This is a genomic window from Saccharothrix sp. AJ9571, from assembly GCF_021725495.1.
Taxonomy (GTDB): Bacteria; Actinomycetota; Actinomycetes; order Mycobacteriales; family Pseudonocardiaceae; genus Amycolatopsis; species Amycolatopsis magusensis.
This window is the reverse complement of the sequence record NZ_CP091382.1, coordinates 4,447,956-4,459,821: the sequence shown is the minus strand read 5'-3', so window position 1 is coordinate 4,459,821 and position 11,866 is coordinate 4,447,956. Positions and strand designations below refer to the sequence as shown.

Below are 11,866 nucleotides of genomic sequence, written 5' to 3'. Positions count from 1 at the left end.
ATGAGCGGATACAGCGCGGCGCTCGAGGCTTTGCGACGGGCGGGTGGGGCCGCCCGGGGTGCTTCGGACACCCTCGCCGAGGTGGACGCGGCGGGCAGTCTGCCCGGCGGCGAAGCCGGTATGCCGGGTGCGCGGATCATCGGCCTGGTCGATTCCGTGCGCACCACTTGGCGAACCCGCACCGCCGAACTGGTCAACGGGTTCTCCGAGGTGTCCGGCGCGTTCAGCCAGGCGGCACAGCACTACGAGACGAACGACGAGGCCGCGCGGGCGGACCTGCGCGAAGCCGCCGGTGGACGGCGGCCGGTCTGATGGTCAGCTGGGCGGACATCCTGCGCTGGGACCCCGCGCCGACCCAGAACGCGGTCGGCACCCTCAACGGCGAATACCTCAAGCTCGTCGCCGCTTCCGACGAGTTGCGCACCGTTTCCGGTGTCGACGGGTGGTCCGGTCCGGCGGCCGAAGTGGCGCTGAGCCGGGTGACCGAACTGGTGGACGGCACCGAAGAACTGGCCGCCGAATTGGGCGCCGCGCGCCGCGCGTTCGGTGACGTGGGCGACGCCATTACGGGCGTAGTGCACGGCCGTGAGGAATTGCTGCAAATCGCGAAAAAACAGAACTTCACCATTTCGGCTGACGGTTCGGTGACCGATCTGGGTCCACCCGCGGGCACACCGCCGGAACAAGCCGAAGCCGTCACCGCTGAGCGGCAGCGCACCGCCGCGGAACTCGCCGATCGCGTGGCCCAGGTCATCCGGCAGGCGGAGGACATCGATGCCGACGGCTGCGCGGTCCTCGACCGGGTGCTGACCGGAACCACGATCGACGCCTCCGGCAACGACAATTCGCATACCGGCCTGGCCGCTTTCGGCGACGCGGGTTTCACCGTCGGTGGCTTGTCCATCCTTTCCCCGCCGGCGGACGGGGCGACCGTGGCGCAGAACGCGGGCTGGTGGGCGGCTCTTTCGCCCAACCAGCAACGCCGGTTGATCCACGACCTGCCCGAACTGGTCGGCAATCGCGACGGCCTCCCGGCATCAGCCCGCAGCGAAGCCAACTTGGCGCTCGTCGGCGAACAGCGGACCAGCCTGCAGAGCGCCCGCGCGGATCTGCAGCGGCAACTGGCCGGGCTCACCAACGGGCCTGGTCACCAAAACACGCGCAACGTCCTGCAGTCGGAAATCACGAAGATCGACGACAAACTCGCGGGCCTAGATTCGGTCGACCGCATGATGCTCGATCCCCGCACCGGACAGCCGCACCCCGATCGGCAACTGCTTTCGCTCGACATGGGCGGTGATCGGCCCAAAGCCGCGGTCGCCACCGGTGACGTGGACAAGGCCGAGCACGTCGGTGTCTTCACGCCGGGCATGAACTCGAACGTCCAGCACAACATGCCCGGGTACGTGAACGACATGGCCGAGGTGCGCGCCTACGCCAACGCGCTGGCCGGAGACGTCACGGCGGGCGATTCCGTGGCGATGGTGACCTGGCTGGGCTACGAACCACCGACCACTCGCGCCGACGATCTGGATGGCCTCATAACCGGAGCACCCGCCGAGGAAGGCGCGGAGAAACTCGCCAGGTTCCAGGAAGGCATCAACGCCGCTCGGCCCGACGACCCGCATCTCACCGCGCTCGGGCACTCGTACGGCTCCACCACCACCGGAATCGCACTGGGGCAAAGCCATGGCGTCGACGACGCGGTGTTCTTCGGCTCACCCGGCATCTCACCCGGGCACAATCCGATTTTCCACGGCGGGGACCTGAACGTTCCCGGAGGCCACGCCTACAACCTGGCCGCGGAAGGCGACGCCGTCGCCGACGCGGTGCCCTATGGCGGCAGGTACGGACCCCACGTCAGCGACATGCCCGGGGTGAACCAGCTGTCCACCGAGGCACACAACGGGCCGCTGGGTCCGATGATCGGTTCGCACGGGCATAGCGAATACGCCGTCGGCGACGGGGTATTGGCCACCAGCGAGCACAACATGGCCGCCATCGTGTCCGGCCACCCCGAAATGGCGATCCCGAAGTGAGGAAGCGGCTGCTCCTGAACGCGGTGGCCTGCGCCCTCGTCCTCGGCGCCTGCGGAAGCGACTACCCCGGCAACGACAGTTCGAGAGAAGACATGACCATCGAACAGCAGTGGGCCGAACTCATGCAGCGGCCGGACATCGACGAAGCCGTGGCACGGTACAAAAAAATGGAAGGGGAGATCACCAGCGCGCTCAGCACCGAATTCGGGCTGCCGCCGTGGGAAGCCGGCGCCCAGAGCAGCGGCAACCCGGGGTGCGGCGCGTTCGGCAAGGTGGATGCCTGGGACGCGATGTCCGAAATCCTGCCGGGGAGCCTGACCCCGGCGGTGATCCCGACGGACCAGTGGCCGCGTGCGGTGGAGACCATCAAGCGGGTGGCCTCGGCCTACGGGTTCACCACACCGGGCCTGGCCGTCGACAGAGGCGATTTCCACATCGTGAACCTCCACGACGGCTATGCCGCGAACCTTTTGGTGACCACCGGCACCGAGAAGGCGAACACGGTCATCGGCGTGTTCACCGGCTGCCACCTGCTCCCCGAAGCGAAGCAGCGCGGGGTCCCCCGCCCCTCCTAGCCGGCTTGGGCTTCTCGTTCGGCTGTGCTGCGCAGGACGCAGAATTCGTTGCCTTCCGGGTCGGCGAGTACGACCCAACCGGAGCCGTCGGGTTGGCGGCGGTCCGCGACCAGGGTGGCGCCCAGCGCCAGCAGGCGTTCGGTTTCCTCTTCCCGCGAGGTTTCCGGGCGCAGGCACAGGTGGATCCGGTTCTTCTGCGCGGGTTTCGGCTCGGGGACCTGGTTGAAGTGCAGCAGCGGCCCCTCCGGGAGCATCACCTGCGTCTCCTCCTCACCCGGTTTGTCCTCCGGGTGCAGGGGAAAGCCCGTCACCTCGCTCCAGAAGCGGGCCAGTTCGTAGGCGTCGACCGCATCGATCGCGACGTTCTGCAGTAGCGAAGTCATGCGCCGACCGTGCCGCAAACCGGCCGGTGCCGCCAGCGGTTTGTCAGGCGGGCGACGACTCTTCGGCGACGGGCTCCGGCACCGGTGCCCCCTCGGGCACGGCTTCCGATGCAGGCACAACCTCGGCTTCGGGCACAGCGACTTCGGGCGCAGCAGCCTCCGGAACAGGCACGGGTTCCGGAGCAGGCGCCACCTCGGCCTCCACCACGGGAGCCGCCACCCGAGCCGGTGCGGGCTTCGGTTCGGTGCGCAGGCGCTGCGAGATCACCTTCGTGATGCCGTCGCCCTGCATGCTGACGCCGTACAGCGCGTCGGCGATTTCCATGGTCGGTTTCTGGTGGGTGATGATGATCAGCTGCGAACTCTCCCGCAGCTGCTCCAGCAGCCCGATCAGCCGGCGCATGTTCGTGTCGTCCAGCGCCGCTTCGACCTCGTCCATCACGTAGAACGGCGACGGCCGCGCGCGGAAGATGGCCACCAGCATGGCCACCGCGACCAGGGACTTCTCCCCGCCCGAGAGCAGCGAAAGCCGCTTGACCTTCTTGCCGGGGGGCCGCGCCTCGACGTCGACGCCGGTGGCAAGCAGGTCGTCCGGCTCGGTGAGCACCATCCGCCCGTCCCCACCAGGGAACAACACGGAGAACACCACCTCGAACTCGCGTGCCACGTCCTCGTAGGCGGTGCTGAACACCTCGAGGATCTTGTCGTCGACCTCCTTGATCACCGTCAGCAGGTCCTTGCGCGTGGCCTTGAGGTCCTCCAGCTGCGTGGACAGGAACTTGTAGCGCTCCTCCAGCGCGGCGAACTCCTCCAGTGCCAGCGGGTTGACCTTGCCGAGCAGGGTCAGGTCGCGTTCGGCGCGCTTGGCGCGGCGCTGCTGGGTCGGCCGGTCGAACGGGATCGGCTGCGGTGCGCTGACCTGCTCACCGCGTTCCTTGGCGGCCTCGTACTCGGCCACTTCCCCGGCGCTCGGCGGCACCGGCACCTCGGGGCCGTATTCGGCGACCAGGTCCTCGAGCCCGATGCCGAAGTCCTCGGCGATCTTGGTTTCCAGCTGTTCGAGCCGCAGCCGCTGTTCCGCGCGCAGCACCTCGTCCCGGTGCACGGCGTCGGTCAGCTTCTCCAATTCACCGGCGAACTCGCGGGCCTTGCCTCGCACCTGCGCCAGCATGGTTTCGCGCCGCTGCCGCTCGCCCTGGATCTCGTCGCGCTCGGCGGCGGCCCGCTGCACGGACACCTCGATCCGGTCCAGCGCGTACTCACCGGCCTCGACCACGGCCGCCGCGATTTCCGCCCCGCGAGCCCTGGCTTCACGCGCCTTGGCCGCGCGCTCCCGGGCCTGCCGCTCGTTGAACGCGGCCCGGCGCAGGGATTCGGCCTTACCGGCCAACCCACGTGAGCGCTCCTCGGCGGTACGCAGCGCGAGCCGCGCTTCGACCTCCTCCTGCCGCAGCGCCGCGAGATCGTCCTTCGCCTGGTCGCGCTCGGAAGTGTCGGGGTCCTCGTCGACCGGTTGCTCGGCGACGGCGTCCAGCCGTTCTTCCAGCTCAGCCAGTTGCGCAAGCGCTTGCTCCCGAGAGCGCTCCACCTTCGCGCGCTGCTCGCGCAGGCGGGTCACCTCGGCCTCGGCGGACCGGGCCGCCTGCTGCACGCGGTTGAGCCGCTCGGACGACCGCGCCCGGCGGACCTTCGCCTCGCCCAGCGCGTCCTTCGCCTGACCGACTTCCTCGCGCCGCGCCTGCTGTTCCGCCCGCGCGCCTTCGAGTTCGGCGGCGGTGCGTTCGAGCGTGCGTTCCGCGGCGGCCAGGCGGTTCTGCGCCTCGTCGACGGCCGCCTGCACCTCGATCACGCTCTCCTGGCGAGCCGAGCCACCCATCGCCCAGTGCGAGCCGAACACGTCGCCGTCGGCGGTGACCGTGCTGATCGACGGCTGCACGGCGACCAGCCGCCGAGCCGTCTCCAGATCGTCCACGATGGCCACTCGGGCCAGCGCGCGTTCCACGGCCGGGCGCAGCGCGACCGGCGCGGTGACCACCTCGCGAGCCCAGCGCGCACCCGGCGGCAGGCTCGGCCAGTCCGCTGTGTCCACTGTGTACTCGTCGCCGCCGAGCAGGATGCCGGCCCGGCCGGATTCGTTGCTCTTCAACAACTTCAGCGCGGCCAGCGCGTCCTCGCCGCCGGTCACCGCGATCGCATCGGCGACCGGGCCGAGCGCGGCGGCCAGCGCCACCTCGTGCCCCGGCTCCACGGTCAGCAGCGCGGCCACCGAGCCCAGCAGTCCGGGCAACTGGTCCGCCGCGGCGAGCAGCACGCCGGCGCCGTCCTTGCGGCGCAAGCCCATCGACAACGCGTCGACGCGCGCCCGCTCCGAAGCGATCTCCCGCTCGGTGGCGCGCTCGGCCTTGACCAGTTCCTCGACCCTGGCCTTCGCCGCGTTGTTCGCCTCGACGGCACGGTCGTGGTGCCCCTGCAGGTCGGCGTCGTCGGATTCCTCGACGCCGCCCTCGGTCTTGGTCAGTTCGAGTTCTTCGGCCGCGATTTCGGCGCGCTCACTGGCCTCGTCGATCGACACGGTCAGGCGGTCGATCTCGTCGGAGGTGGCGCCGTTCTTGCTGCGCAGCGCCTCCACCTGGCCGGTCAGCTTGGCCAGGCCCTCGCGGCGATCGGCTATCGCGCGGACGGCGGCCATGTGCGCGCGCTCGGCCGCCTGCACCTGGTGTTCGAGCTGCTCACGCCGCTGGATGGTGTCGGAAAGCAGCATGCGTGCTTCTTCGACGGCCTCGGCCAGTTCCTGCTCGCGCTCGGCGACCTGCTCCGCCTCGGCGAGCAGCTCCTCGGGATCACGGCCGCTGGAATGCGCGTCGGGCGCGGCGGAAAGGTGCCGCTGCCGCTCGACCGCCAACCGGACCGTGCCGCGCAGGCGCTCGGCCAGCGCGGACAGCTTGTACCAGGTCTCCTGGGCCGTGGTCAGCCGCGGCGCGTCCTCGGCGAGCGAGCTTTCCAGCTCGTTCTCCTGCGCGGTGACGATTTCCAGTGCCTGCTCGACCTCGGAGCGGCGGGCGCGGGCGGCGTTCTCGTCGGCCTCTTCCCTGGCCAGCGTGGCGCGCTGGGTGACCAGGTCGTCGGCGAACAGCCGCAGCCGCGAATCCCGCAGCTCGGACTGCACGGACTGCGCCTTGCGCGCGATCTCGGCCTGCTTGCCCAGCGGCTTGAGCTGGCGGCGCAGCTCGGTGGTGAGGTCGCCGAGGCGGTCGAGGTTGGTCTGCATCGCGTTCAGCTTCCGCAGCGCCTTTTCCTTGCGCTTGCGGTGCTTGAGCACCCCGGCCGCCTCTTCGATGAAGGCGCGGCGCTCCTCCGGCTTGGCCTCGAGGATCTGGGCCAGCTGGCCCTGCCCGACGATCACGTGCATCTCGCGGCCGATACCGGAGTCCGACAGCAGTTCCTGCACGTCCATCAGGCGGCAGGTGCTGCCGTTGATCTCGTACTCGCTGGCGCCGTCGCGGAACATGCGGCGGGTGATCGAGACCTCGGTGTAGTCGATCGGCAGCGCGCCGTCCGAGTTGTCGATGGTCAGGCTGACCTCGGCGCGCCCGAGCGGGGCGCGGCCGGAGGTGCCGGCGAAGATGACGTCCTCCATCTTGCCGCCGCGCAGGTCCTTCGCGCCCTGGGTGCCCATCACCCAGCGCAGCGCGTCGAGCACGTTGGACTTGCCGGAGCCGTTGGGGCCGACCACGCAGGTGATGCCGGGTTCGAACCGCAGCGTGGTCGCCGAAGCGAAGGACTTGAAGCCCTTGAGCGTCAGGCTCTTGAGGTGCACGCGGCCAATCCTTCTCGGTCCGGGCGCGGGGGCCGGGGACTCGGTTCAATCGCCCGATGCTACCTGGGTGACCTCCCGGCACCGGGGAGGCGGGCCGTCAGCGCTCGACGAAGCCGCTCAGACCGCCTCGCGGCGGGCTCCACCGTTCGACCACGGTGTCCACCTGACCGGGTGATTCACCGGAGCGCAAAGCGAGCAGAAGCCGCTCACAGTGGTCTCGCCTACCCTCCGCTACCACCTCGACACGACCGTCCGCCAGGTTCCCCGCACTGCCGACCAGCCCGAGTTCGAGCGCGCGACTGCGCGTCCACCAGCGGAAACCGACTCCCTGGACGCGCCCGTGCACCCACGCCGTCAGGCGCGCGGTCTCCTGTTCCTCGCTCACGAACCCATCGTGCCCTACGTCGGCAAATCCCATTCCGCTACCCTGGGTCAACAACCGGAGACGGTTCGCTCGCACAGGGTCATCCGACGGTGATACGGTCCCCTCGGATCCGGCGCAGGAGTGCTCGTCCGGGTCACCCCCCGCATCGCAAGGAGAACCACCAATGCCCCAGTCGCCGGGGTCCTCCCCGAGCCGCCCGGCCGTGGTCGCCCCGCCCAGTGAACCCGGTGGGCGCCTGCACCGGACCGGGTACGTCATCCTCGCCGCCAGCGGGCTCGCGCTCGCCACCGCGTTCGGCGCCATCGCGCAGTTCTCCAGCCCCAGCTCCGCCGAAGACGTGCCGCCCGCGCTGCAAGCCGGCCCCGGCGGCGGTCCCGGTGCCATGGTGCCCCCGCCGGTCAACCAGGACCCGGTGCTGGTCAGCGGCGTGCCGGTGCCCGGCACCTCGCCGAGCGCCGCGCCGACGACCATCGTGACCACCGGCCCGGACGGCGTCCCGACCACCACGGTGGTCACCCCGCCGCCCGCGCCCCCGGCACCCGGGAACCCGCCCGGCCCCGGTGATCCGCCGAAGCCGCCGAGCAGCGACGACCCGCCGTCGAGCGAGCTGCCGCCGAGCACCTCGAAGCCGCCGTCACCGACGGACCCGCCCAGCGAGGACCCGCCCACCAGCGATCCGGTCGACCCGCCCCCCGGCTCCGGCGACCCGGGCAGCACGACCCAGTAGCGAGCCAGATGTCACGAATGTGGCTTTGGGGGCCGAATCCGCCCACCCGTCACCCGCCGCCACCCTCAACGGAGCTGCGCGCGGTCTTGGCCCCGAAGCCGCATTCGTGACACCGCCTACGGTTCGAAGCGGTAGCCCATGCCGGGTTCGGTGAGCAGGTGCCGCGGCCGTGAGGGCTCCCGCTCCAGTTTCCGCCGCAGCTGCGCCACGTACACCCGCAGGTAGTGCGACTCCGTGTCGTACGAAGGTCCCCAGACCTCATGCAGCAGCTGCTTCTGCGCCACCAGCCGTCCCCGGTTCCGGACCAGCAGCTCCAGCACGCCCCACTCGGTCTTGGTCAGGTGCACCTCGGTGCCGTCCCGCAGCACCTTCTTCGCCGCCAGGTCGATGGTGAACGCGTCCGTCTCCACCACCGCGCTGCCGTCCTCGGTCCCGCTCACCGCGGAGCGCCGGACCGCCGCGCGAAGCCGCGCCAGCAGTTCGTCCATGCCGAACGGTTTGGTCACGTAGTCGTCCGCGCCGGCGTCCAGCGCGGCCACCTTGTCGGACGAATCGCCCCGGGCGGACAGCACGATGATCGGCACCGTGGTCCAGCCGCGCAGCCCGGCGATCACCTCGGTGCCGTCCATGTCCGGCAGGCCGAGGTCGAGGACCACCACGTCCGGTTTGGTCTCGGCGACCGCGCGCAGCGCGGCGGTGCCGTCGTGCGCGGTGATCACCTTGTACCCGCGCGCGGACAGGTTGATCCGCAGCGCGCGCACGATCTGCGGCTCGTCGTCCACCACCAGCACGGTGCTCTGTGCCGTCTGCACGGGGGACGACCCCCGGACCCCCGAACCGCTCATGATTCTCCGTTCCACTTCGGCAAGGACACCACCACGGTCAGCCCGCCGCCGGGGGTGTCCTCCGCCCTGATCGTGCCGCCCATCGCCTCGGTGAACCCCTTCGCCACCGACAGGCCCAGCCCGACCCCGGTCGTGGCGTTGCGGTCGCCGAGCCGCTGGAACGGGGCGAACGCCGAATCGGCGGCGCCCTTCTTCAACCCCCGCCCGTGGTCGACGATACGAAGCTCCACATAGGACGCGTGTGCGCTCGCCCGCACCGAGACCGGCGGCGAGCCGTGCCGCAGCGCATTGTCCACCACGTTCGCCACCACCCGCTCCAGCAGTCCCGGATCGGCGAGCACCCACGGCACGTCGTCGGGCACCTCCGCCCGTACCGTCGCCGATCCATCCACTGTGGACAGAGCAAGCGCGACCACCTCGTCGTAGCCGACCGCGCGCAGGTGCGGCCGCACCGCGCCGGTGGCCAGCCGTGAGGAGTCGAGCAGGTTGTCCACCAGGCCCGCGAGCCGGTCGGCGGAGAGTTCGATCGCTTCCAGCAGTTCCCCGGTGTCCTCTTCGGACAGCTGGATGTCCGAGGCACGCAGGCTGCCGACCGCGGCCTTGATCGAGGTCAACGGCGTGCGCAGGTCGTGTCCGACCGCCGAGAGCAACGCCGTCCGCAGCTCGGTGGCCTCGGCCTTGCGCTGCGCCTCGTCCGCGGTGGCCGCCATGCGCTGCTGGCGCAGGGCGAGCAGCGCCTGCCCGGCCGCCGCCTCCAGCACCCCGCGGTCGTGCGCGGCCAGCGCCCGCCCGCGCAGCACCAGGTGCACCTCGTGGGTCACCGGGATGTCGACGTCCGCGTCGTCGGGCCGGGTGCACGGGTCGGTCCCGGTGCAGGCCACCTGCCGCCAGCTCCCGGATTTCTTCTCCACCAAGGCCACCGAGGTGAGCCCGAAGTTCTCCCGCACCTTCTCCAGCAGCCGGTCGACGGGCTGGGCGTGCGTCAGCACCGTGCGCGCGTACGACGCCAGCAGCGAGGCCTCCGTGCGCGCCCGCGCCGCCTGGACCGCCCGCCGGGCCGCCGCGTCGACCACGGCCGCGACCAGGATCGCCACCACGATCATCGCCACCAGCGTGACCACGTTCCGCGGTTCCTGCACGGTCAGCTGGTACCGCGGTTCGGTGAAGAAGAAGTTCAGCAGGCCACCGGAGAACGCCGCCGCCAGCAACGCCGGGCCGAGGCCGCCGACCAGCGCGACCACCACGGTCGCGAGCACGTAACCGACCACGTCGGTGGAGAAGTCGACCTGGTTGCGCAGCAGCAGTCCGAGCGTGGTGGCCACACCGGGCGCTACCAGCGCGAGAACCCAGCCCAGCAGCCGCCGCGACGGCGTCAGCGGGCTCCGGCTCAGCCGCGCTCGCAGCCGCCCGCCCGCCTCGTCGTGGGTGACCATGTGCACGTCGATCGACCCGGACCGCTGCACCACCGTCGCGCCGATGCCCTCGTCGAACAGCCGCGCCACCCGCGACCGCCGCGAGGTGCCGATCACCAGCTGCGTCGCGTTCACCCCGCGCGCGAAGTCGAGCAGCGCGTTGGGCACGTCGTCACCGACGACGGTGTGGAAGGTGGCGCCGAGTTCGTCGGTGAGCTTGCGGTACCGGCCGACCGCGGTCGGCCCCAGCCCGGCCAGCCCGTCCCCGCGCAGGATGTGCAGCACCAGCAGCTCCGCGCCGGCCCGGTTGGCGATCCGGCTGCCGCGCCGGATCAGCGTCTCGCTCTCCGGCCCGCCGGTGATCGAGACGACCACGCGTTCCCTGGCCTCCCAGGTGTCGGTGATCTTCTGCTCCGCGCGGTAGCGCTGCAGCGCCACGTCGACCTGGTCGGCCACCCACAGCAGGGCCAGCTCCCGCAACGCGGTGAGGTTGCCCGGCCGGAAGTAGTTTCCCAGCGCGGCGTCGATCCGGTCGGCCGGGTAGACGTTGCCGTGCGCCAGGCGCCGCCGCAACGCCTCGGGTGTGATGTCCACCAGCTCCAGTTGCTCCGCGCGGCGCACCACCTCGTCCGGCACGGTCTCGTACTGGGTGGCGCCGGTGATGCGCTGCACCACGTCGTTGAGGCTCTGCAGGTGCTGGACGTTGACCGTGGACAGCACGTCGATCCCGGCGTCCAGCAGTTCGTCGACGTCCTGCCACCGCTTCTCGTTGCGCGAGCCGGGCACGTTGGTGTGCGCCAGCTCGTCGATCACCGCGACCTCGGGTTTGCGCGCGAGCAGGCCGTCGATGTCCATCTCGGTGAACTCGCGCCCGCGGTGCGCGCTGGTGCGCCGGGGCACCGCCTCGAGCCCGTCGAGCAGCTCGGCCGTCTTCTTGCGGCCGTGCGTCTCGACGAGCCCGATCACCACGTCCGTGCCCCGCTCCAGCCGCCGTCGCGCCTCGCCGAGCATGGCGAAGGTCTTGCCGACGCCCGGCGCCGCGCCGAGGTAGATGCGCAGCTCACCTCGGCGCGGCGGGGTTTCGGTTTCCGGCTCCACTCGACCAGTCTCCGCTCACCGGCCCGCGGCGTGCCGCACCGCGAGGTTGAGCTGCAGCACATTCACCCCGGGGAGGACCCCGGTGGTGTGCTCGCGGACCAGCTCGGCCACCCGATCGGGTGGAAGGCCGGTGTTCCTGGCCACGCGCGGCACCTGCAGTTCGGCGTAGGCCACGCTGATCGACGGGTCCACACCGGAGGCCGAGGCGGTCACCGCGTCCGCCGGCACCACCGAAGGCGCGACGCCCTCCCGAGCCGCGATCACCGCCTGGCGCTCGCCGACCTCCGCGACCAAGTCCTCGTTGAACCCGGACTTGTTGGACCCGCCCGAGACCGACGGATCGCCGGTGGCCGACGGCCGGGTGTGGAACCACGGGTCGGTGGCCGGATCCGCGGCCACCGGGTCGATACCGATCAGCTCCGACCCGACCGCCCGGCCGTCCCGCGTGACGATCGAGCCCTCGGCGTTGGCCTGCAATCCGGGGACGCGGGACACCGCCCACACCCCGAGCGGATACGCCACGCCGAGCAGCACGGTCATCACCAGCAGCACCCGCAGTCCCGCGGCGGCCTGGTTGAACAGGTT

The 11,866-nt window shown here is 71.0% G+C and carries 10 protein-coding genes; 4 read left to right on the top strand and 6 right to left on the bottom strand.

All coding sequences use genetic code 11. The features are described 5' to 3' along the window. From L3Q67_RS20490 to L3Q67_RS20480, 3 genes are read left to right on the top strand one after another with little or no spacing between them, the layout of a single operon-like run. Nucleotides 1-312, top strand: coding sequence for a hypothetical protein (locus tag L3Q67_RS20490; RefSeq protein ID WP_499190998.1), 312 nt, complete (start codon nucleotides 1-3; stop codon nucleotides 310-312). Beyond that, the gene (locus tag L3Q67_RS20485) at nucleotides 312-2,039 is read left to right on the top strand and encodes an alpha/beta hydrolase (RefSeq protein ID WP_499190997.1); all 1,728 of its coding nucleotides are present in this window, start codon (nucleotides 312-314) and stop codon (nucleotides 2,037-2,039) included. The genes L3Q67_RS20490 and L3Q67_RS20485 overlap by 1 nt, the downstream gene beginning before the upstream one ends. Next, on the top strand, nucleotides 2,036-2,614 hold the full coding sequence (locus L3Q67_RS20480; RefSeq protein WP_499190996.1) for an LppA family lipoprotein: 579 nt from the start codon (nucleotides 2,036-2,038) through the stop codon (nucleotides 2,612-2,614). The genes L3Q67_RS20485 and L3Q67_RS20480 overlap by 4 nt, the downstream gene beginning before the upstream one ends. Here L3Q67_RS20480 and L3Q67_RS20475 read toward each other — a convergent pair. The 3 genes from L3Q67_RS20475 to L3Q67_RS20465 form a co-directional block, all read right to left on the bottom strand. Further along, nucleotides 2,611-2,997, bottom strand: a complete 387-nt coding sequence (locus tag L3Q67_RS20475) for a VOC family protein (protein WP_499190995.1) — start codon at nucleotides 2,995-2,997, stop codon at nucleotides 2,611-2,613. The two genes, L3Q67_RS20480 and L3Q67_RS20475, sit on opposite strands and share 4 nt — an antisense overlap. A 43-nt stretch (nucleotides 2,998-3,040) precedes the next feature. Continuing rightward, nucleotides 3,041-6,814, bottom strand: a complete 3,774-nt coding sequence (smc, locus tag L3Q67_RS20470; RefSeq protein WP_499190994.1) for a coiled-coil domain-containing protein — start codon at nucleotides 6,812-6,814, stop codon at nucleotides 3,041-3,043. Nucleotides 6,815-6,911: 97 nt separating this feature from the next. Beyond that, nucleotides 6,912-7,232 carry an acylphosphatase gene (locus L3Q67_RS20465; RefSeq protein WP_499190993.1) on the bottom strand — a complete coding sequence of 107 codons (321 nt, stop codon included), beginning with the start codon at nucleotides 7,230-7,232 and terminating at the stop codon, nucleotides 6,912-6,914. A gap of 130 nt (nucleotides 7,233-7,362) precedes the next feature. Here L3Q67_RS20465 and L3Q67_RS20460 point away from each other — a divergent pair, with 130 nt between their 5' ends. Then, nucleotides 7,363-7,926, top strand: a complete 564-nt coding sequence (locus L3Q67_RS20460) for a hypothetical protein (protein WP_499190992.1) — start codon at nucleotides 7,363-7,365, stop codon at nucleotides 7,924-7,926. Nucleotides 7,927-8,042: 116 nt separating this feature from the next. On the opposite strand, the gene L3Q67_RS20455 is transcribed toward L3Q67_RS20460, so the two are convergent. Genes L3Q67_RS20455 through L3Q67_RS20445 form a run of 3 tightly spaced genes read right to left on the bottom strand, consistent with a single transcriptional unit; the run spans nucleotide 8,043 to nucleotide 11,821 of the window. Next, nucleotides 8,043-8,738, bottom strand: coding sequence for a response regulator transcription factor KdpE (locus L3Q67_RS20455; RefSeq protein ID WP_499190991.1), 696 nt, complete (start codon nucleotides 8,736-8,738; stop codon nucleotides 8,043-8,045). A gap of 29 nt (nucleotides 8,739-8,767) precedes the next feature. Then, nucleotides 8,768-11,281 carry a sensor histidine kinase gene (locus L3Q67_RS20450; protein ID WP_499190990.1) on the bottom strand — a complete coding sequence of 838 codons (2,514 nt, stop codon included), beginning with the start codon at nucleotides 11,279-11,281 and terminating at the stop codon, nucleotides 8,768-8,770. Nucleotides 11,282-11,296: 15 nt separating this feature from the next. Next, on the bottom strand, nucleotides 11,297-11,821 hold the full coding sequence (locus L3Q67_RS20445; RefSeq protein ID WP_499191596.1) for a potassium-transporting ATPase subunit C: 525 nt from the start codon (nucleotides 11,819-11,821) through the stop codon (nucleotides 11,297-11,299). Between the last annotated feature and the right edge of the window lie 45 nt (nucleotides 11,822-11,866).

Excerpts from the sequence above, each read along its gene's own strand:
- L3Q67_RS20490 (WP_499190998.1), top strand. The coding sequence starts at position 1 with ATGAGCGGATACAGCGCGGCGCTCGAGGCTTTGCGACGGGCGGGTGGG.
- L3Q67_RS20465 (WP_499190993.1), bottom strand. The coding sequence starts at position 7,232 with ATGGGATTTGCCGACGTAGGGCACGATGGGTTCGTGAGCGAGGAACAG.
- L3Q67_RS20485 (WP_499190997.1), top strand. The coding sequence starts at position 312 with ATGGTCAGCTGGGCGGACATCCTGCGCTGGGACCCCGCGCCGACCCAG.
- L3Q67_RS20445 (WP_499191596.1), bottom strand. The coding sequence starts at position 11,821 with ATGACCGTGCTGCTCGGCGTGGCGTATCCGCTCGGGGTGTGGGCGGTG.
- L3Q67_RS20475 (WP_499190995.1), bottom strand. The coding sequence starts at position 2,997 with ATGACTTCGCTACTGCAGAACGTCGCGATCGATGCGGTCGACGCCTAC.
- L3Q67_RS20460 (WP_499190992.1), top strand. The coding sequence starts at position 7,363 with ATGCCCCAGTCGCCGGGGTCCTCCCCGAGCCGCCCGGCCGTGGTCGCC.